The organism is Microbulbifer bruguierae, from assembly GCF_029869925.1.
Taxonomy (GTDB): Bacteria; Pseudomonadota; Gammaproteobacteria; order Pseudomonadales; family Cellvibrionaceae; genus Microbulbifer; species Microbulbifer bruguierae.
In genome coordinates this window covers 3311393-3331289 of record NZ_CP118605.1, presented here as the reverse complement: position 1 = coordinate 3331289, position 19897 = coordinate 3311393, and the positions used below count along the sequence as shown (strand labels likewise).

Annotated in this window: 17 protein-coding genes; 11 read left to right on the top strand and 6 right to left on the bottom strand. The window is 57.2% G+C overall.

Translation table 11 applies throughout. The annotated features are described in order from the left end of the window. Nucleotides 1-26: 26 nt before the first annotated feature. Both PVT68_RS13775 and galE read right to left on the bottom strand, forming a co-directional pair. Entirely contained in the window at nt 27-407 is a 381-nt protein-coding gene (locus PVT68_RS13775) for a hypothetical protein (RefSeq protein WP_280318975.1), read from the bottom strand. 434 nt (nt 408-841) lie between these two features. Then, entirely contained in the window at nt 842-1867 is a 1026-nt protein-coding gene (galE, locus tag PVT68_RS13770) for a UDP-glucose 4-epimerase GalE (RefSeq protein ID WP_280318973.1), read from the bottom strand. A 397-nt stretch (nt 1868-2264) separates the two neighbouring features. Here galE and PVT68_RS13765 point away from each other — a divergent pair, with 397 nt between their 5' ends. The 3 genes from PVT68_RS13765 to PVT68_RS13755 all read left to right on the top strand — a co-directional run bounded on the left by PVT68_RS13765 (nt 2265) and on the right by PVT68_RS13755 (nt 7227). Beyond that, complete coding sequence (locus PVT68_RS13765) at nt 2265-4187, top strand: PrkA family serine protein kinase (RefSeq protein WP_280318971.1); 1923 nt, start codon at nt 2265-2267, stop codon at nt 4185-4187. A gap of 197 nt (nt 4188-4384) precedes the next feature. Next, nucleotides 4385-5665 (top strand): YeaH/YhbH family protein, encoded by a 1281-nt coding sequence (locus tag PVT68_RS13760; RefSeq protein WP_280318969.1) that lies wholly within the window; start codon nt 4385-4387, stop codon nt 5663-5665. Then, nucleotides 5665-7227 carry a SpoVR family protein gene (locus tag PVT68_RS13755; RefSeq protein ID WP_280318967.1) on the top strand — a complete coding sequence of 521 codons (1563 nt, stop codon included), beginning with the start codon at nt 5665-5667 and terminating at the stop codon, nt 7225-7227. The genes PVT68_RS13760 and PVT68_RS13755 overlap by 1 nt, the downstream gene beginning before the upstream one ends. Before the next feature lie 38 nt (nt 7228-7265). Here the strand turns inward: PVT68_RS13755 and PVT68_RS13750 are convergent, their stop codons facing one another. Beyond that, nucleotides 7266-7829 (bottom strand): response regulator, encoded by a 564-nt coding sequence (locus PVT68_RS13750; RefSeq protein ID WP_280318966.1) that lies wholly within the window; start codon nt 7827-7829, stop codon nt 7266-7268. Between the two features lie 497 nt (nt 7830-8326). On the opposite strand from PVT68_RS13750, the gene PVT68_RS13745 reads away from it, so the two are divergent. From PVT68_RS13745 to PVT68_RS13730, 4 genes are all read left to right on the top strand, one after another. Next, nucleotides 8327-9556 carry a multifunctional CCA addition/repair protein gene (locus PVT68_RS13745; protein ID WP_280318964.1) on the top strand — a complete coding sequence of 410 codons (1230 nt, stop codon included), beginning with the start codon at nt 8327-8329 and terminating at the stop codon, nt 9554-9556. Nucleotides 9557-9608: 52 nt separating this feature from the next. Then, a complete protein-coding gene (locus PVT68_RS13740) occupies nt 9609-10334 on the top strand; it encodes a pteridine reductase (RefSeq protein ID WP_280318962.1) in 726 nt (241 codons plus the stop codon). A gap of 25 nt (nt 10335-10359) precedes the next feature. Then, entirely contained in the window at nt 10360-10935 is a 576-nt protein-coding gene (locus tag PVT68_RS13735) for a phosphoribosyltransferase (protein WP_280318960.1), read from the top strand. Between the two features lie 165 nt (nt 10936-11100). Beyond that, on the top strand, nt 11101-12213 hold the full coding sequence (locus PVT68_RS13730; RefSeq protein ID WP_280318958.1) for an NADH:flavin oxidoreductase: 1113 nt from the start codon (nt 11101-11103) through the stop codon (nt 12211-12213). A gap of 66 nt (nt 12214-12279) precedes the next feature. Here the strand turns inward: PVT68_RS13730 and folK are convergent, their stop codons facing one another. The 3 genes from folK to tsaD all read right to left on the bottom strand — a co-directional run bounded on the left by folK (nt 12280) and on the right by tsaD (nt 14260). Further along, nucleotides 12280-12777 carry a 2-amino-4-hydroxy-6-hydroxymethyldihydropteridine diphosphokinase gene (gene folK, locus PVT68_RS13725; RefSeq protein WP_280318956.1) on the bottom strand — a complete coding sequence of 166 codons (498 nt, stop codon included), beginning with the start codon at nt 12775-12777 and terminating at the stop codon, nt 12280-12282. Nucleotides 12778-12779: 2 nt separating this feature from the next. Beyond that, complete coding sequence (gene folB / locus PVT68_RS13720) at nt 12780-13148, bottom strand: dihydroneopterin aldolase (RefSeq protein ID WP_280318954.1); 369 nt, start codon at nt 13146-13148, stop codon at nt 12780-12782. Nucleotides 13149-13240: 92 nt separating this feature from the next. Beyond that, nucleotides 13241-14260 (bottom strand): tRNA (adenosine(37)-N6)-threonylcarbamoyltransferase complex transferase subunit TsaD, encoded by a 1020-nt coding sequence (gene tsaD / locus PVT68_RS13715; RefSeq protein WP_280318952.1) that lies wholly within the window; start codon nt 14258-14260, stop codon nt 13241-13243. Between the two features lie 425 nt (nt 14261-14685). On the opposite strand from tsaD, the gene rpsU reads away from it, so the two are divergent. The 4 genes from rpsU (at nt 14686) to rpoD (ending at nt 19892) form a co-directional block, all read left to right on the top strand. Then, complete coding sequence (gene rpsU / locus PVT68_RS13710) at nt 14686-14901, top strand: 30S ribosomal protein S21 (RefSeq protein ID WP_010133379.1); 216 nt, start codon at nt 14686-14688, stop codon at nt 14899-14901. Between the two features lie 225 nt (nt 14902-15126). Next, nucleotides 15127-15570 carry a GatB/YqeY domain-containing protein gene (locus tag PVT68_RS13705; RefSeq protein WP_280318948.1) on the top strand — a complete coding sequence of 148 codons (444 nt, stop codon included), beginning with the start codon at nt 15127-15129 and terminating at the stop codon, nt 15568-15570. A gap of 110 nt (nt 15571-15680) precedes the next feature. Next, nucleotides 15681-17741 carry a DNA primase gene (dnaG, locus tag PVT68_RS13700; protein WP_280318946.1) on the top strand — a complete coding sequence of 687 codons (2061 nt, stop codon included), beginning with the start codon at nt 15681-15683 and terminating at the stop codon, nt 17739-17741. 273 nt (nt 17742-18014) lie between these two features. Then, nucleotides 18015-19892, top strand: a complete 1878-nt coding sequence (gene rpoD / locus PVT68_RS13695) for an RNA polymerase sigma factor RpoD (RefSeq protein WP_280318945.1) — start codon at nt 18015-18017, stop codon at nt 19890-19892. The last annotated feature ends 5 nt before the right edge of the window (nt 19893-19897 follow it).

The window sequence follows — 19897 nt, the reverse complement described above, 5'->3', positions numbered from 1 at the left end:
GGTTCCCTCAGAGTCGTAGTCACTTGTTATGGGTTTGCCAGCTGGAGCCTGTAATCTACATATTGGCGCCCGCGGTACTCTACATTTTTTGACAAATATACCCATTTTGACACGGCAACTTTCATTGGCTCTTTCCATACTTCCATCGTAGCGCTTTCGATTTTTATGTTACTTGGAATTAACACCTTTCCTTCTGAGCCAGGTTTCTCTTTGAGCTCAAAAGAGACGATTACACATGCCGGCAGATAACGACCCGTACTTTTCGGATATTCAGGTGCAACTTTTACTACAGGCGTAGCTTCAGATTTTTGGATTCCGAGATTCAAGGTTGGACATAAGTCTTTATCCACGCTGGCTTGCACCAACGTCGAGGAAAAAATCAAAAATAATATGAGTATTTTGTTCATGCTATTTTTACGACCCATAACAGTTTATTCAAAGGCCTACAGCCTTATATCTCTCGGGCTACTATTTACCTACCGCGATACTCTAGATTTGGAGAATATCCCTTTCAATTCAACAGCTTCCCTCAACATCAAGGAACGTCTGTGCGAAATAACGAGAATTTCAGCGTTTTCGCACACTTTGGCATTGGCTATTGAGCATATTTATAAGTCGTTAAAAGTCAATGCCTTACATGTGATACTCCAGAAATAGTAGAATCTCCGTTCTATTTCAGAGCCAGATGAATTTTCTGCCAGCTACCTGAAAACCAATTTTTTACTGAAATCGTTGAATTCAGACATCTGGCTATTGTGTAATTTCAGTACGTATATTTCCACCGCACAAAATAAAAACGGGCCCGCAGGCCCGCTATTTCGCTCATATTATTTGCTCGGCTTCAATCTGAATAACCATTCGGATTCTGCGACTGCCAGCGCCAGGTATCTTCCACCATACGTTTGAGATCAAGCTCGGTCTTCCACCCCAGTTCCTGTTCCGCGAATGTGGGGTCCGCGTAGCACTCAGCGATATCACCAGGGCGGCGGGGGACGACTTGGTAGGGAATTTCTTTCTGGGAGGCTTCAGCAAAGGCGCGCACGATTTCCAGTACGGAGCTACCGCGGCCAGTGCCAAGGTTATAGGTGTAGCAGCCGGCTTCAGTTTCCTCTTTCTGCAGCTTATTCAACGCCGCTAAGTGGCCGCGAGCCAAATCGACCACATGGATATAGTCACGCACACCGGTGCCATCCGGCGTTGGGTAGTCATCGCCGAATACCTGAAGTTGCGGCAAGCGCCCCACGGCCACCTGAGCGACAAAGGGCAGCAAGTTGTTAGGTATTCCCGCAGGATCTTCGCCGATAGTGCCACTCTCGTGGGCACCAATCGGGTTGAAGTAGCGCAACAGGCTGACCTTCCACTGATTACCCGGAGCCTTACACAGGTCCTGCAGAATATCCTCGACCATCAGCTTGCTGGCACCGTAAGGATTGGTGGCGCCGGTGGGGAAGTCTTCGCGAATCGGCACGCTGGCAGGGTCGCCGTACACGGTGGCGGAGGAGCTGAAGATCAGCTGGTTCACACCAAACTCTTCCATCACCTGGCAAAGAGTGACGGTTCCTGCAACATTGTTCTGGTAATAGCGCAGGGGTTGGGAAACGGATTCGCCAACGGCCTTGAGGCCAGCAAAGTGGATCACCGCGGCGATGTTGTACTGACGAAAAATCTCCCGCAGCCCATCAGCGTCTTTGATATCCACCTGGTGGAAGGGAACCGCTTTACCGGTAATGGCCTGCACCCGCTGGAGCGCCTCTTCACTACTATTGCAGAGGTTGTCGATTACCACCGGCGAGAAACCGGCCTCGAGGAGCTCAACACAGGTGTGACTGCCGATATAGCCGGCGCCCCCAGTTACCAGAACGTTCATGATCTTCCTTATATATGGTTAAGTTTTTGTCGCGATTCCCGCTGCCTGCCGCCAAGCGGGGCTAGCAAGCAGCTTGCCAGCCTGGAATGTGGCGCATTTTAACCCGCAAACACCTTTCGCAAAACTGGCGCAAAACCCCTCGTTTTTTCATTCTATAGCCCTTTCAATGTCACAGCGGTGACTATCCTGAAAGTGCGGGAACTGAATGCAGTCCCTCGATTGCGGCAGCAGTACCGCCGCACAATCAATAGGTAATAAAGATAGCGTTTTCGCACGTCAGCACTCTCAAGCAGTCGCTGCGAGATGTATTCGCGGTCACCACCACGCAGCAGCGCAGTAGGTAATCCACGGCAGGAGGCCGGTTACTGACGCGGTACGCTACAGGGAGTCGTAAACCATGTCGATATTCAACCACTACCTGGAACGCTACGAATCGGTTCAGGAGGAAGAGCTCACCATCCAGGAATATCTGGAACTGTGCAAACACGACCGCAGTGCCTATGCTTCTCCCGCCGAGCGCATGCTGATGGCCATCGGCGAAGCCGAGCTGGTCGACACCTCTCGGGACCCCCGGCTCTCACGCATTTTCTCCAACAAGGTCATCAAGCGGTACAAGGCCTTTAGTGAATTCTATGGCATGGAAGAAGCTATTGAGCAGATCGTCTCCTTCTTCCGCCATGCCGCCCAGGGACTAGAAGAAAAGAAACAGATTCTTTACCTGCTCGGCCCCGTCGGCGGCGGCAAGTCCTCGCTGGCAGAGCGTCTCAAGGCGCTAATGGAGCAGGTTCCGATCTACGCCATCAAAGGGTCTCCGGTGTTTGAATCTCCCCTTGCCCTTTTCTCACCCACAGAAGATGGCCAGATCCTCGAAGAGGACTACGGTATTCCCCGTCGCTATGTGAATACCATCATGTCGCCGTGGGCGGTAAAGCGACTGCACGAGTACAACGGTGATATCACCAAATTCAAAGTGGTGAAAATCAGACCGTCTATTCTCGACCAGATTGCCATTGCGAAAACTGAACCCGGCGATGAGAACAACCAGGATATTTCTTCCCTGGTGGGCAAGGTGGACATCCGCAAGCTGGAAGACTTTCCACAAAACGATCCGGATGCGTATAGTTTTTCCGGCAGCCTGTGCCGCTCCAATCAAGGGCTGATGGAATTTGTAGAAATGTTCAAGGCGCCGATCAAGGTGCTGCATCCACTGCTGACCGCGACTCAGGAAGGCAACTACAACAGCACCGAAGGCCTCGGTGCTATCCCATTCAACGGTGTGATCCTGGCTCACTCCAACGAATCTGAATGGCAAACTTTCCGTAATAACCGCAATAATGAGGCGTTCCTCGACCGCATTTACATTGTCAAGGTACCCTACTGCCTGCGGGTCAAGGAAGAGATCAAGATTTACGACAAGCTGTTGGAAAATAGTTCTCTGGCGAAAGCCCCCTGCGCACCGGACACCCTGCGTATGCTGGCGCAGTTCTCGGTTCTCTCCCGCACCAAGAACCCGGAAAATTCGAGTATTTTTTCCAAGATGCGGGTATATGACGGCGAAAACCTGAAAGACACCGATCCAAAAGCGAAGACCATTCAGGAGTACCGTGACAACGCCGGTGTGGATGAGGGCATGAACGGCCTTTCCACCCGCTTCGCCTTCAAGATCCTTTCCAAGGTGTTCAATTTTGACGCTACCGAAGTGGCGGCCAACCCGGTACACCTGTTGTATGTATTGGAGCAACAGATAGAACAGGAGCAGTTCCCGCCGGAACAGCAGGAAAACTACCTGGGGTTCATCAAGGAATATCTGGCACCGCGCTATGTGGAGTTTATCGGCAAGGAAATTCAAACGGCGTATCTTGAATCCTATGCGGAATACGGCCAGAACCTGTTTGACCGTTATGTAACTTACGCGGACTTCTGGATTCAGGATCAGGAATACCGCGATCCGGAAACCGGCGAAATTCTTGATCGTGCGGCACTGAACGAGGAGCTGGAAAAGACGGAAAAACCCGCCGGAATTTCCAATCCGAAGGATTTCCGTAACGAAATCGTCAACTTCGTTCTGCGCGCTCGCGCGGGCAATCAGGGTAAGAACCCTGACTGGCGCTCCTACGAAAAACTGCGCGCGGTGATCGAGAAGAAGATGTTCTCCAACACCGAGGATCTGCTGCCAGTCATTTCTTTCAATACCAAAGCATCCGCAGATGACCAGAAAAAACACGCTGACTTTGTGGCGCGTATGGTCGAACGCGGTTACACAGAGAAACAAGTGCGACTGCTTTCCGAGTGGTACCTGCGGGTACGTAAGTCTCAGTAATCTGACGCGGTGGATCCGGAGATATTTATGTGGCGGTGAAAGTGCCGGTGCCTGTTTGTGAGCCCGTCTGCGGCCTGGATAGCCTCAGACGCACCCCCAGTGATGGGTTTCGAGGCACCTAGTTCGTGCCTCACAAACTGCCACCGGCATCAGCACCGCCACTCACGACCTGAAAAAGCTAGGTCTAGGGCAGTACTATGAGCTACATCATCGACCGCCGTCTCAACGGCAAAAAGAAAAGTACCGTTAATCGCCAGCGTTTTTTACGGCGTTACAAAGCACACATCAAGAAAGCTGTCGGCGAAGCCATGAACAGCCGATCCATCACCGATATGGATAAAGGCGAGAAGATCAGTATTCCCGCACGCGACCTGAAAGAACCAATCTTTTCCAATGGGCGCGGCGGCTATATGGAGCAGGTGCTACCTGGCAATAAGGAGTTTGTCACCGGCGATCGTATTCCCCGTCCCGGACAGGGTCAGGGTAGTGGCGGTGGAGGCAGTGGTGCCAGCGACAGTGGCGAGGGCATAGACGAATTCGTATTCCAGATTTCCCAGGAAGAATTTCTTGACTTCATGTTTGAAGGTCTGGAGCTGCCAAACATGGTCAAGCGCAAGCTGGCTGGCAATGAGTCATTCCAGATGGTACGCGCCGGCTTCTGCAACGAGGGCACCCCGGGACGACTCAATGTCGTGCGCTCCATGCGCGCTGCCAATGCCCGCCGCATTGCCCTGAGCGGCGGTAAACGGCGCAATATAAAACTCCTCGAACTCGAGCTGGAAAGCGAAGAAGGCAAAGATCCCGCCCTTCGCGATCAACGCAAGGTGGATGAATTACGACTGAAAATCGACGAGCTGAAAAACCGCATCAATCGCATCCCTTTCCTGGATGACTTCGACCTCAAATACAACCTATTGGTGCGCCAACCTCGTCCGCGATCCAAGGCGGTGATGTTCTGCCTGATGGATGTCTCCGGCTCCATGAACCAGGCCACCAAGGACATGGCCAAGCGATTTTTCCTGCTGCTGTATCTGTTTTTGCAGCGCAGCTATGAATATACGGAAGTGGTCTTCATTCGCCACCACACCAGCGCCAAGGAAGTGGACGAACAGGAATTCTTTTACTCCCGAGAAACCGGCGGCACCATCGTGTCCAGCGCCTTGAAAATGATGCGTGACATCATGCGCGATCGCTACCCGGCCAGTGAGTGGAACATCTACGGCGCTCAGGCGTCGGATGGCGACAACTGGAATGACGACTCCAGTACCTGCCACAAGATTCTCATCGACGACATCATGCCCCACGTGCAGTACTACTCCTACGTGGAAATTACCCCGCGAGACCATCAGGCTTTGTGGGATGAGTATGAAAGCGTCGCGCGCGCATTCCCAGATCATTTCGCCATGGAACAGATAGTCGACCTGCAGGATATCTACCCGGTATTCCGCCAATTGTTTACCCAGAAGGTTGCCGCCTGATGCTAGATTCAGCGATCACTTCCAAGCAGCCCATTTCCACCACTTCCGAGTGGACTTTCGAACTTATTCAGGAGTACGACCGGGAAATTGCGCTGCTGGCCAAGGAGTTCGGTCTCGATACCTATCCCAACCAGATAGAAGTGATCAGTTCCGAGCAGATGATGGATGCCTACTCATCGGTGGGCATGCCGGTGGGTTACAACCACTGGTCTTTTGGCAAACAATTCATCAGTGTGGAAAACAATTACCAGCGCGGGCGCATGGGATTGGCTTACGAGATTGTAATCAACTCCAATCCCTGTATCGCCTATCTCATGGAAGAAAACACCATGACCATGCAGGCACTGGTGATTGCACACGCCTGCTACGGACACAACTCATTTTTCAAAGGCAATTACCTATTCCGTACCTGGACCGATGCGTCCAGCATTATCGATTACCTGTTGTTTGCAAAAAACTATATCGCGCGCTGTGAAGAACGCCACGGCGTGGACGAAGTAGAAGCGCTGCTGGACAGCTGTCACGCCCTGATGAATTACGGGGTAGATCGCTATAAACGCCCCTACCCGATTTCTGCGCACGAAGAGGAACGCCGCCAGAAAGAGCGGGAAGAATACCGCCAGCGGCAACTGAATGATCTGTGGCGCACCATTCCCAAACTGGGAAATGGCGAAGAACAGATCCCTGCACGGCGCTTCCCGGAAGAGCCGCAGGAAAACCTGCTCTACTTCATCGAAAAAAATGCGCCACTACTGGAAAACTGGCAGCGGGAACTGGTGCGCATCGTGCGCAAACTGGCACAGTATTTTTACCCTCAACGCCAGACCCAGGTGATGAATGAAGGCTGGGCAACCTTCTGGCACTACACCCTGCTGCAGGAGCTGTATCTACGGGGCAAGGTGACCGATGGTTTTATGCTGGAATTCCTGCAGAGCCACACCAGTGTCATCTATCAGCCGCCCTACGACAGCCCTTACTACAACGGTATTAACCCCTACGCGTTGGGGTTCAGTATTTTTACCGACCTGCGGCGTATCTGCGAAAACCCTACGGAAGAAGACCGCGCGTGGTTCCCGGACATTGCCGGCAGCAACTGGAAGGAAACCTTCCAGTTCGCTATGCGGGATTTCAAGGATGAGAGTTTTATCCTGCAATTCCTGTCACCCAAGGTCATGCGTGACATGAAGCTGTTCTGTATATCCGACGATGATCGTGAAAAAGAAATTGTGGTAAACGCCATTCACAATGAGGATGGCTACCGGGAATTGCGGGCTAAGCTGGCCGGGCAGTACAACCTGGGAAATCGCGAGCCGAATATACAGGTATTTTCCGTTGCCACGCGCGGCGATCGCTCTCTGACCCTTCACCACACCCAGCACCAGCGCAGGCCGCTGGGCAAAGATACCAGTGAAGTATTGAGGCACCTGCATCGGCTGTGGGGATTTGACGTCCACCTGCACAGCTTCAACAACGATGAAATTACCGCAAGTTACCACTGCCCGGAGCTGGGCAGGGACCGATCTGAAGAAGAGGAATCCATGCTGGTCCCCAAACCGATCTGAGCGACCGGTTCGGAGTACCGTGTATTCACTGTCGCCAATCAGGCATCCAGCAGCAGATTAATACGGCCCACCAGTTCATTGCGGTCACAGGCTGCTGCAACCACGGCATCGGCCCCTGCATCCAGCCAGCGCTGCTGGTTGGTCTCGCCCTGCGGAGCCACCACCAGGACGCTCAGAGACGCAAACTCACTGCGAGAGCGGATCGCGTCCAGTATCTGAAAGCCGTTCACCCCTTCGAGGTTGGTATCCAGTACCAGCATGGCGGGCTTGGCGGTTGCCAACAGGGCCCCGGCACTGAAGCTGTCCCCTGCCACATCCACTTCACCGCCAGCCTGCTGCAGCAGTTGGCGCGCAGCCACCAGCTCCGGCGAATCCGCCACCAGCAGTATTTTGCGCGTGGCCGCGCCAAGTTCTGCGGGCACCGGCATCGCGTTGTCGCGCAGGAAACCTACGAAATCATCAACGCAAATACGGTGGTCACCACGACCTGGCAGCTTGTACGCCTTCAGTTGCCCGCGCTCAATCCAACGGATAACTGTACGAAAATTAACCCCACAATAGCGGGCTGCTTCCCCTGTAGTGAGAACATGCACGTCACTCATGCTATTACTATCCCCCACGAATCGCGCTTTTACTTATTAATTATGCTGAATTAAACCAAACAAACAGGTGTTAATTCCATGCCTATATATGTTTAACGAACCAACCGACACTTCCCTCAATAAAAGTTTAAATGCCATGGTTGACAGGTAAGACAGGTTTAATAGAATGTCCGGCATGTTGTTATGCGGTCATACGACCATAGGCGACATGCGCTATCTGCCCCGAAACTGTAGTTTTTATAACTGTTCTGCAGCGTTTATCGGGGAACCCCGCGCACACGAGCTTATTGGGATTCTCTCTTCACGAATACCCTAAGACCTGGGCCCCCTTGTATTTTCGGGGCCTTTTTTTTATCTTCCTCGGCCCTCAGATACTCGATTTTTACCTGACACTTGCCCTACATACGTGAAGCTTGTCAGGTTGAACGGTTTTTTATGGCACTCCCTGCCCTTACAACCTTCTCATCCCTAACCGGAACGAATCCGGGAATCCTGCATTGAATATTTTCCTGGTAGGCGGCGCGGTGCGCGACAAACTCCTGCAGCGCCCGGTACACGAGCGCGACTGGGTGGTTGTGGGCGCCACCGAAGCCGAAATGCTGGAGCGGGGCTTTCGTCCGGTGGGCAAGGACTTTCCGGTATTCCTGCACCCGGAGACCGGTGAGGAGTACGCTCTCGCCCGCACCGAGCGCAAAAGCGGCCACGGTTACGGTGGTTTTACGGTCTATGCTAGCCCCGATGTCACCCTTGAACAGGATCTGCAGCGGCGCGACCTCACCGTCAACGCCATGGCGGAGACCGAGGATGGCCAGATCGTCGATCCCTACAACGGTCAGTCAGACATCAAAGCCCGCCTGCTACGGCATGTTTCCCCTGCATTCAGCGAAGACCCCCTGCGCATTCTGCGCGTCGCCCGCTTCGCGGCCCGTTACGCGCCGCTGGGTTTTTCCGTCGCTCCGGAAACCATGACGCTGATGCAGGGCATGGTAGATGCAGGTGAAGTGGAACATCTGGTGCCCGAGCGGGTATGGAAAGAAGTGAGCCGGGCACTGACGGAACCGAGGCCGGACATTTTCATTCAGGTATTGCGCGAGTGCGGCGCCCTCAAGGTACTGCTGCCCGAGGTAGACCGACTGTTCGGCGTCCCGCAGCCGCCGCTCCACCACCCCGAGGTGGATACCGGGGACCATATATTGCGCGCCCTGCGCCAGGCACCGGCAGAATTACCGGTGCGCTTCGCGGTCCTGGTCCACGACCTCGGCAAGGGCGTCACCCCGGAAGAAGTATTGCCCAGTCACCGCGGCCACGAGAGTGCCGGTCTGCCATTGGTCAGTGCAGTCTGTCAGCGCCTGCGGGTACCCAACCCGGTAAAGGCACTGGCGCTGGGTGTCTGCGAATACCACCTGCATTGCCACAAGGCGTTCGACCTGCGCCCACAGACCCTTCTCAAACTGATTCGCGCACTGGATGCCCTGCGTCGTCCGGAGCGTTTCGAGCAGTTCCTGCAAAGCTGCGAGGCCGACGCCCGCGGCCGCCTGGGTCTGGAAGACCGCGAATATCCACAGGTAGACTACCTGCGCGCCGCCCGCAACGCCGCCGCCGGTGTCGACCCCGCCGCGCTGATCGCGCAGGGTTTCGCGGGCGCGGAATTGGGCAAGGCCCTGGAACAGGCCCGGCTGCAGGCTCTGGTCACACTGAAAAACACCTACGGCGCACCGGGGTGCTGAGCCCTACAGGCCTCCTGCGCCGGTTTGCCCGCAACCCAACGAGAACAACCCCATGGCTACAGCCCTGATCACCGGCGCCGCCGCCCGCCTGGGCCGAGCCATTGCCGAAGCGCTGCACCGGGACCACCAGGTCGTCATCCACTACCGCCATTCCCGCCAGGCCGCGGAGTCGCTGGTAGCGGAACTGAATCGCGCGCGGCCGAATTCTGCCGTCGCAGTGCACAGCAACCTTGCCAGTGCTGCGGACTGTGAACAGCTGGCGCTGCGCGCTCTGGACGGTTTCGGCGAACTGACGGTGCTGGTCAACAACGCCTCCGCCTTCTTCCCCACCCCCATTGGCACCGCCACGGAACAACACTGGGACCAGTTGATGGGCAGCAATCTCAAGGCACCCTTCTTTCTCTCCCAGGCGCTGGCACCGGCACTGAGAGCCAATGGCGGCTGCATTGTTAACCTGGCAGACATTCACGCAGACAAACCCATGCCGGCACATACCCTATACTGCGCGGCAAAAGCCGGGCTGGTAATGCTGACCAAGAGCCTCGCCCGCGAACTGGCGCCCGAAGTGCGGGTCAATGCCGTGGCACCCGGTGCGATTCTGTGGCCGGAACAGGAGAGTGAAGGCTATAACAAGGAACAGATACTGGCGCGCATTCCCATGCACCGCAGCGGCGACCCATCAGACATCGCGGAAGCCGTGCGTTTTCTGGTGACCGCAGCGCCCTATATCTCTGGCCAGGTGATCGCCGTGGACGGCGGCCGCAGCCTGAATATCTGACCCTCTGACAGTTTGAGGTTACGCAGTGAGCGATAAAAAATTTATTTCAGCCCAGTCACTACTGGACGATTCCTACAGCCTGGCCCTGAAGGTGGTGGAGAGCGGCTTCCGCCCTGACTATATCGTCGGCGTGTGGCGCGGCGGAGCCCCCATTGGTATCGCGGTACAGGAGATGTTCGATTTCCTCGGGTTTCACGCCGACCATATCGCCATCCGCACTTCGTCCTACAGCGGTTTGGACCAGCGACAGAAAGAAGTGAAGGTGCATGGCCTCACCTATCTGATCAAGCAGGTGGAATCCCATGAAAAAATGCTGATCGTGGACGACGTCTACGACACCGGCCTCAGCATTCAGCAGGCCATCAGCGATATGCGCAAGGCGTGCAAGAAAAACACCCCGGAAATCCGTATCGCCTGCCCCTACTTCAAACCCAGCCGCAACCAGACCGAGTTCGAGCCAGATTACTATCTGCACGAGACTGACCAGTGGCTGGTGTTTCCCCACGAGCTGAAAGGGCTCAGCATGGACGAGATCCTGGAAAACAAGCAGGAATTGCGCAAGCACGAGGAAAGGCTGCGCTCGCTGAAAAACAGCGATTGACCGGTAAATCACAATGCGTAGGAGCCCGCCTGTCGCTGGCTCCTACACGACACTCCCCAGACCAACCACTCATCTCTCACCTGCACCTTTACGCCGCAGATAATCACCCTCTCGACCGGAAAGGAGTAAAGTACGCCCCCTGTGTAGTAAAACCCGGTATTCCCGATGAGCCATTCCCTGGACAGCCTGCTGCGCCCCTTCGCGCACAAATCACTGAAACTTCGCAACCGCGTGGCCATGGCGCCCATGACCCGCACCGCATCACCCGGCTATGTGCCCAATGACCAGGTGGCCGGCTACTATCGTCGCCGCGCCGAGGGCGAGGTGGGACTGATCATTACCGAGGGCACGTTTGTCGACGGCAAGGCTGCCAATGGTTACGAGAATGTTCCCGCCATCTATGGTGAAGAGGCTCTGGCGGGCTGGAAAAACGTCGTCGACCAGGTGCACGCGGCCGGGGGCCAGATCATTCCGCAGCTGTGGCATGTTGGCTCCGTTCGCCAGGAGGGCGTTGGCCCCGACAAGTCTATTCCCGGCTACTCTCCGTCGGGCCTGTTCAAACCGGGCAAGCCCAACGGACACACCATGACCAAAGCCGATATCCAGGACGTAGTACGCGCGTTCGCCGATGCCGCCAAAGCGGCCAAGGAAGTCGGCTTCGATGGCGTGGAGCTTCACGGTGCCCACGGTTATCTGATCGACCAGTTTTTCTGGGAGGGCACCAACCAGCGCGACGACGAATACGGCGGCTCCATCGAAAACCGCACCCGTTTCGCGGTGGAGATCGTGAAAGCCGTGCGCGAAGCCGTGGGCGAAGACTTCGCCATCGTGCTGCGCTATTCCCAGTGGAAGCAGCAGGATTACGACGCGCGCCTGGCACACACCCCGGAAGAGCTGAAGCGCTTCCTGACACCGCTGGTCGAAGCCAGTGTGGATATCTTCCACGCCTCTACAAGACGCTTCTGGGTACCGGAATTTGCAGGCTCCGATATGAACCTGGCCGGCTGGACCAAGGAACTCACCGGCAAGCCGGTGATTTCCGTGGGCAGCGTCGGTCTCGACGATGACTTTATCGGTGGCAACAACCAGGGTATGGGTGGTACCGCCAACCCCACTGGACTCGATGAACTTGCCCGGCGCATGGACAACAACGAGTTCGACATGATCGCTGTGGGTCGCGCGCTGCTGCAGGATCCGAACTGGCTGGTGAAAATGAAGCAAGGTCGCGAGGAAGAGATTGTGCCGTTTACCAAGGAAGCGCTGGCGAGTCTGAGTTAATACACTTGGATTTTAGCCCTGGGCCCAGTAGGAGCTTGCCTGCAAGCAGGCTCCTACTGACAGGGATTATTCAGCCGGCCAGTCAAACGCCACCGCCCATAATTTCTGCGAGTCCCGATCGTACTCTTCCCACAACTGCAGGTAGCTTTTTCCCGCTGACGGATGCACGTCATCCGGAGCCAGCTCGGAGAGCGGCAACAGCACAAACGCATTTTTAAGAATTTCCCCCCGCGGCAGCTTTACCCCGTCTACCTCACCGGTGAGGTCGTCGTAGGTGAGGATGTCGATATCCAGTGTGCGCGCGCTGAATTTGGGGCCACTGCGCACGCGGCCATTTTCATCTTCAATTTGGCGCAAACGCAATGCCAACTCGCCAACGGGCAGGTCGGTTTCGATAGCCGCGACCAGATTGTAAAAATTGTCGCCATCAAAGCCCACCGCTTCGCTTTCGTATACCTGTGACATTCTGAGATCGCCAAACGCCTTTACCAGCGCATCCAGTCCGGCACCCAGGTTTTTCTCGCGATCGATATTGCTGCCAAGGCTCAGATAAACGGTTGCCATCTTCAGGCCTCCAGCGGCCGCTGTTCGCCGCGCTCAATGATGACCCCCACATCCCGCGCACCGCGCACCGCGCCGGGCTTGGACAAACGCAGGCGCAGCCAGCTCACATTGAACTCTGTGCGCACAATCTCCGCCGCCTGTTCGGCCATGGTTTCCACCAGCAGAAATTCGGCGCCTTCGATAAACGCAATCAGTCGCTTGGCCACCGCCTTGTAATTCAGAGTGTGCTCGATGTTGTCAGTGCGCGCGGCCTCGCGGATGTCGAACGCCATTTCGATATCCAGGCTCACAGTCTGGCGCACCTCCCGCTCCCAATCGTAGATACCGATGATGGTGTCTACCTTTAAATCCCGAATATAAACAATATCCATCAAAATTCTCTGTCAATCCCAATCAGTGTGCGGAGCTTTGAGAAGCGTAGCGAACGCAGGCAGTTTGGTTTACGCCGGAGCGCAGTAGTTGCTCAAAGCTCTGTCAGTGGCCAGCGTGGACGGACCTCTATATCCAGGCCGGTACGCTGACCGGTTTGAAGACGCAAGCAACCGGCATAGGCAATCATGGCACCGTTGTCGGTGCAGAATTCCTGGCGCGGGTAATAAACATTACAACCGTCTTCCGCGAGGCGTGCCTCCAGGCGTTGGCGCAACAATTTATTGGCGGAGACGCCGCCGGCAATCACCAGGGTTTTGCGCCCGCCCTGCTTGAGTGCACGGCGACACTTGATTACCAGGGTGTCCACCACCGCTTCCTGAAAAGCCGCAGCGATATCCGCACAGGTCTGCTCATCCGGCAGCCCATCCTCCAGAGCGTGCTGCTGCACGGTAGTCAGCGTGAACGTCTTCAGGCCGGAAAAGCTGAAATCCAGCCCCGGACGATCGGTCATCGGACGTGGAAAGGTAAATCTCAGCGGATCGCCCTTTTCCGCCAGTGCCGCCAGGCGCGGGCCGCCAGGGTAGTCGAGGTCCAGCATCTTCGCCGCCTTGTCGAAGGCCTCACCGGCGGCGTCATCCAGGGATTCCCCCAGCAACTCGTACCGGCCCAGCCCCTTCACATCCACCAGCTGGGTATGGCCGCCTGAAACCAGCAACGCCACAAACGGAAACGCCGGCGGGTTTTCCTCCAGCATCGGCGCCAGCAGGTGGCCCTCCATATGGTGCACCCCGATCGCCGGTACACCCCAGCCGTAGGCAATGGCGCGGCCGGCACAGGCACCCACCATCAGCGCGCCAATCAGGCCAGGGCCGGCGGTGTAGGCGACACCGTCGATTTCTGCCGGCTCGGTGTTGCTCTGGGCCATGACTTCCCGGATCAGTGGCAACAGTTTGCGCACATGGTCGCGACTGGCCAGTTCTGGCACCACACCGCCGTATTCCGCATGCAGCTTCACCTGACTGAACAGGGTATGCCCGAGCAGCCCTTGGTCTGTGTCATACAGGGCTACGCCGGTTTCATCACAGGAAGTTTCTATTCCGAGTACTCGCACGGTTCTCCACGGGCTCTCATTAGGGTAAACATCCCCACAGGCGGCAATAGCGGACAAATGACCGCTGCGCATCGGGGTTTGGGGGCGCTATCATACTCTCTAACCAGACCAGAACTAAGGGCGGCCCCGGCAAATCCGCTGCCGCAGCCTCTGGCCGGGCAGACTGACTGGTCCCATCAGTCTTATACGCCAAACTCGGGGAGCTGTCCCATAGCGACTTGGCGTAACCACCCGCAAGGGGGCCGGATTTGCCCCGGGAAAGCTTGCGAAGGCCAAATCATCTGTATAGAATTTGCGCCCTCGCTGTGAACCGGCCTCCGGATTGCATCTGCGAGATGAGCAATTTGCCGGAAAGGCCGCTAGTTCCAGAACCCCTCTCATCGATAGGGCTCTGGCCGAGAGAAACGAATTTTACAGGTAATCTAATGCCCTCAGTACGCATCAAAGACAACGAACCTTTTGATATCGCCCTGCGCCGCTTCAAGCGCTCCTGCGAGAAAGCCGGTGTACTTTCCGAAGTACGTCGTCGCGAGTTTTACGAGAAGCCCACTTCCGTTCGCAAGCGCAAGGCTGCCGCTGCTGTTAAGCGTCACGCCAAGAAAATGCAGCGCGAAAACCGCAAGTTCCAGCGTCTCTACTGAGTTCGAGCCCTTTCTCTCGCTCACAGCACGCTGACGCGAACGCGGTTCGCGATCCGAAACGGCGCCCGAGATTTCTCGCGCGCCGTTTTTTATTGCCCTGTTCATTATGGCCTGCTTCACTGCCACTTCAGCGGCAACGGGCTTGGCGCTATGCTTAGCCCCCTCAAAACAGCGATCCTGCTTCCGCAAACAACAAATTCCGTTAACGACAACCGGACGACGCCAATGAGCACACTCAAGGAAACCCTCTCCACCGCGACCAAAGACGCCATGAGAGCCCGCGCAAAGGCGCGCCTGGCCACTCTGCGATTGATCAATGCCGAGATAAAGCGGGTGGAAGTGGATGAGCGCATTGAGCTGGACGACGCCCGTATCCTCGCCCTGCTGGACAAAATGACCAAACAGCGCCGCGACTCCATCACCCAGTACGAAAAGGCCGGTCGCCCGGAGCTGGCGGAGGTGGAACAGCAGGAAATTGACGTGATTCAGGAATTCCTGCCAGAACAGCTGTCTGAAGCAGAAATTCAGGAAATCGTAGCCGCCGCAGTAAAAGAGACCGGCGCCAGCAGCATGGCAGACATGGGCAAGGTCATGGCACTGGTAAAACCCCAGGTACAGGGCCGCGCCGACATGGGCGCCGTTAGCAAGCTGGTCAAAAGCGCGTTTTGAGAATCACCGCAAAACTACTGCGCGGGCGCCTGACGGCGTCCGGCGCCCGCCACCCGCTCGCTACGTTTTGCGGCGATTCTCAGTGGTTTCAAATAGGCTAATTAGTTTTCATGGCAGGCAAGATCCCCCAGTACTTTATCGACGACCTGTTGGCCCGTGCCGACATAGTCCCGGTCGTCGATAGCCGGGTGAAGCTGCGCAAGACAGGGAAAAACTATTCCGCCTGCTGCCCATTTCACGACGAAAAAACACCCTCTTTTACCGTAAGCCCCGACAAGCAGTTCTATTACTGCTTTGGCTGTGGCGCCAGTGGCAATGCGGTCGGCTTCCTGATGGAGTACGACCGCCTGCCGTTTCCGGAAGCGGTGGAGAAGCTCGCCGCGAGCATGGGTATCGACGTGCCGCGGGAGCAGCTGGCACCGGGGCAGATCAAACGCCAGCAGGAGAGCCAGAGTCTCTACCAGCTGACCGAAAAGGCCGCGGACTTCTACCGCACGCAACTGAAAGACCACAAGGTCTCCACCCCAGCCATCACCTACCTGAAAAATCGCGGCCTGTCCGGCGCCGTGTGCAAGGAATTCGGTATCGGCCTCGCGCCTCCGGGCTGGGACAACCTGCTCAACCAGCTGGGTACCAGCTCGGAAAAAACCGAGCAGCTGGAACTCGCCGGTCTCGCCATCCGTCGCCAGGACAGCGATGGCAATCCGGGCAAGATGGAGCCCGGCAAGCGCCACCACTACGACCGCTTCCGCAACCGCATCATGTTCCCGATCCGCGACCAGCGCGGGCGCACCATTGCCTTCGGCGGTCGGGTGCTCGGGGACGACAAGCCCAAATACCTCAACTCCCCGGAAACCCCTATTTTCCATAAGGGCCGTGAACTCTATGGCCTGTGGGAGGCCCGTCAGGCCAACCGTGAGCTGAAGCGCCTGATCGTGGTGGAGGGCTATATGGACGTGGTGGCCCTGGCCCAGTACGACATCCGTTGCGCCGTCGCCACACTCGGTACCGCCTGTGGCGAGGACCATATCCAGCTCGCCTTCCGCCACACCCAGGAGCTGGTGTTCTGTTTCGACGGCGACCAGGCCGGCCGCACCGCCGCCCGCCGCGCCCTCGAGGCGGCGCTGCCGCAGATGCAAGACGGCCGCAGCGTGCGCTTCCTGCTGCTGCCGGAGGGCGAAGACCCCGACACCCTGGTGCGCCAGATCGGCGGCGAGCGCTTCGACCAGCTGATCGATGAACAGGGCCGACCGCTGGAAGATTTCCTGTTCGACCTGCTGAGCGAAGGCATCAACATCCAGACCATGGACGGCCGCGCGCGCCTGTCCAAAGCCGCCGCCCCCCTGCTCGACCTGTTGCCTGCCGGAGTCTACCGCCAGCTGATGTTTCAGCAACTGGCCCGTCGCACTGGCCTGGAGCAGGACATGCTGGAAGAGATCATCGCCGCGGAAAAGGCTCGCGCCGCCAAACTCGCCCAGCAGGCACAACCGACACCTCCCAAGCCAGTCCCCACCGCTGCAGGCGAAGACCATGCCCGGCCTGCCGCGCCGGCACCCGCCGAGGCCTTCAACGAGGTGCCACCGGCGGACTACGAGGTACCGCCGGGATACGATGACGACGAATCTGAGGCCCACTACTACACCCACCCCAGCAGCCACCCCAGCAGCCACTCCAGCAGCCACCCCAGTGAGGGCCCGCAAACCCGGGAGACACCAAGGCGCCGCAGCGGCCAGTACCGGCTGCCCGCCGAGCGCATGTTGATTGCCCTGCTGCTGCACCACCCCCAGCTGGCCCAGTTGATCGACGACAGTGCGCGCTTTCGCGACAGTGACGACAGCGACCTGCAACTGTTCGCAGAGATCCTTCAGGTCATGCACCAGAACCCGGCGCTCAACAGCAACCAGCTGTTCGGCCGCCTGATGACCCTGCAGAGCAAGGAGGCCCGCGAGCTGCTGCCCCAGCTGGCCATGAGCCATCCCATCGTCGGCAGTGTCAGCCAGAGCATGGAATACGACCCCCAGACCGAGTTCCAGGACTGCCTGCAGCGCCTCGCGCACAGCGCCGAGAAACAGCGCAAGCGGGACCTGCTGGACCAGCTCAAAAACAGTGGCAACCAGCTGGGTGAAGAGCAACTGGCCCTACTGGCCCAATTCCGGCGCAAACCACACTGACCGATGACTTCACTGGCGAGTGCGGCAGCCATTGCCCGAATCTCCGCAATTTCCCCTCAATCTGCCCTTGAAATTTTCCCCATCAGTACCATATTGCTAACCCCGCCGGCTGAGGCCCGCGGAAATCTGTGAGACAAGCGCGCCAATACACCCTGGACCACACATCTGCCTTGACAGTCACTGTGGTTATTGCTATCGCAAATACGCTATAATCCCGCGTCTTTGTCCAGACAAAAGTCCCGACTTTCAAATCCCCAGAATTCAGGGTTGTGCATGACCGACAAAACCCAACAGCAAAAGACCACCTCACGCATCCGTGAACTGATCGCCCGCGGTAAAGAGCAGGGTTATCTCACCTATGCCGAGGTGAATGACCATCTCCCGGAGGACATTTCCGATCCGGATCAGGTGGAAGACATCATCGGCATGATCAACGACATGGGTATCAAGGTGTTCGAAAGCGCACCGGATGCCGAAGAGTTGTTGATGGCCGAAGGCGACAGCTCCGCCGATGAGATCGCCGCTGCCGAAGCCGCCGCCGCGCTGGCAGCGGTAGAATCCGACGTGGGCCGCACCACCGACCCTGTGCGCATGTATATGCGCGAAATGGGTACCGTGGAACTGCTGACCCGCGAGGGCGAAATCGCCATCGCCAAGCGTATCGAAGAGGGCCTGCGCGAACTGATGGCCGCACTGGCTTACTGGCCGGGTGCGGTGCAGCAGATCATCAATGAATATGCGCTGATCGAGAAAGAAGAGCGCCGTATTCCCGATGTAATCGCCGGCTGGCTCGACCCCGCCGAAGACGTCCCCCCGGGCGCCCAGGCTGGCCAGGCCGCGGAAGACACCACCAGCAGCGATAGCAACGACGACGCCGATTCTGACAGCGATGACGACGATGACGACGACTCCACCACGGAAGAAGAGGAGAACGTCGGCGGCATCGATCCGGAAGAACTTGCCGAACGCATGAATCTGCTGATTGCCGCGCAGAAAAATGCGAACGCCGCGATCGAAAAGCACGGCCGTGACTCCAAACAGGCCGGTGAAGCGCTGGAGGCGGTGGGTGAAGTCTTCCGTTTCTTCAAGCTGGCGCCCCGTCAGTTCGACCCGCTGTACAACGAAGTACGCAGTATTCTCGACAATGTGCGCGAGCAAGAGCGCCTGGTCATGAACCTGTGTATCAAGAAAGCGAGAATGCCGCGCAAAACCTTTATCAAGGAATTCCCCGGCAACGAGACCAACGATGACTGGATCCCGTCCATCATCAAGAAAAAGCGCGATTACTCCGACGCCCTGCGCCAAGTCGCGGAAGAGATCCAGCGCGCCCAGCGCAAACTGACTCAGGCCCAGGACAAGGCCCAGCTGGACATCGGCCAGATCAAAGAGATCAACCGCCGCATGTCCATCGGTGAGGCCCGCTCCCGTCGCGCCAAGAAGGAAATGGTCGAGGCCAACCTGCGTCTGGTGATCTCCATCGCCAAGAAGTACACCAACCGTGGCCTGCAGTTCCTGGACCTGATCCAGGAGGGCAACATCGGTCTGATGAAGGCGGTGGACAAGTTCGAATACCGTCGCGGCTACAAGTTCTCGACTTACGCCACCTGGTGGATTCGTCAGGCCATTACCCGCTCCATCGCCGACCAGGCGCGCACCATCCGTATTCCGGTGCACATGATTGAGACCATCAACAAGCTCAATCGCATCAGCCGCCAGATGCTGCAGGAAATGGGCCGCGAACCCACGCCGGAAGAGCTGGGCGAGCGTATGGACATGCCGGAAGACAAGGTGCGCAAGGTACTGAAAATCGCCAAGGAGCCGATCTCCATGGAGACGCCGATCGGCGACGATGAAGACTCCCATCTGGGCGACTTCATCGAGGACCAGAACCAGGCCTCCCCGGTGGATACCGCCACCGCCACCGGTTTGCACGACGCTACCCGCTCCGTGCTGGCCGGCCTGACGGCGCGGGAAGCCAAGGTACTGCGCATGCGCTTTGGTATCGACATGAACACTGACCACACCCTTGAGGAAGTGGGCAAGCAGTTCGACGTTACCCGCGAGCGTATCCGCCAGATCGAAGCCAAGGCGTTGCGCAAACTGCGCCACCCTTCGCGCTCCGAACACCTGCGCAGCTTCCTCGACGAGTAAAGCAA

Bases quoted from the DNA above. Each gene is read 5' to 3' on its own strand.
- PVT68_RS13755 (WP_280318967.1), top strand. From the start codon at position 5,665: ATGCTAGATTCAGCGATCACTTCCAAGCAGCCCATTTCCACCACTTCC.
- PVT68_RS13760 (WP_280318969.1), top strand. From the start codon at position 4,385: ATGAGCTACATCATCGACCGCCGTCTCAACGGCAAAAAGAAAAGTACC.
- galE (WP_280318973.1), bottom strand. From the start codon at position 1,867: ATGAACGTTCTGGTAACTGGGGGCGCCGGCTATATCGGCAGTCACACC.
- folB (WP_280318954.1), bottom strand. From the start codon at position 13,148: ATGGATATTGTTTATATTCGGGATTTAAAGGTAGACACCATCATCGGT.
- rpsU (WP_010133379.1), top strand. From the start codon at position 14,686: ATGCCCTCAGTACGCATCAAAGACAACGAACCTTTTGATATCGCCCTG.
- rpoD (WP_280318945.1), top strand. From the start codon at position 18,015: ATGACCGACAAAACCCAACAGCAAAAGACCACCTCACGCATCCGTGAA.
- PVT68_RS13730 (WP_280318958.1), top strand. From the start codon at position 11,101: ATGAGCCATTCCCTGGACAGCCTGCTGCGCCCCTTCGCGCACAAATCA.
- folK (WP_280318956.1), bottom strand. From the start codon at position 12,777: ATGGCAACCGTTTATCTGAGCCTTGGCAGCAATATCGATCGCGAGAAA.
- dnaG (WP_280318946.1), top strand. From the start codon at position 15,681: ATGGCAGGCAAGATCCCCCAGTACTTTATCGACGACCTGTTGGCCCGT.
- PVT68_RS13775 (WP_280318975.1), bottom strand. From the start codon at position 407: ATGAACAAAATACTCATATTATTTTTGATTTTTTCCTCGACGTTGGTG.
- PVT68_RS13740 (WP_280318962.1), top strand. From the start codon at position 9,609: ATGGCTACAGCCCTGATCACCGGCGCCGCCGCCCGCCTGGGCCGAGCC.
- PVT68_RS13750 (WP_280318966.1), bottom strand. From the start codon at position 7,829: ATGAGTGACGTGCATGTTCTCACTACAGGGGAAGCAGCCCGCTATTGT.
- PVT68_RS13705 (WP_280318948.1), top strand. From the start codon at position 15,127: ATGAGCACACTCAAGGAAACCCTCTCCACCGCGACCAAAGACGCCATG.
- PVT68_RS13765 (WP_280318971.1), top strand. From the start codon at position 2,265: ATGTCGATATTCAACCACTACCTGGAACGCTACGAATCGGTTCAGGAG.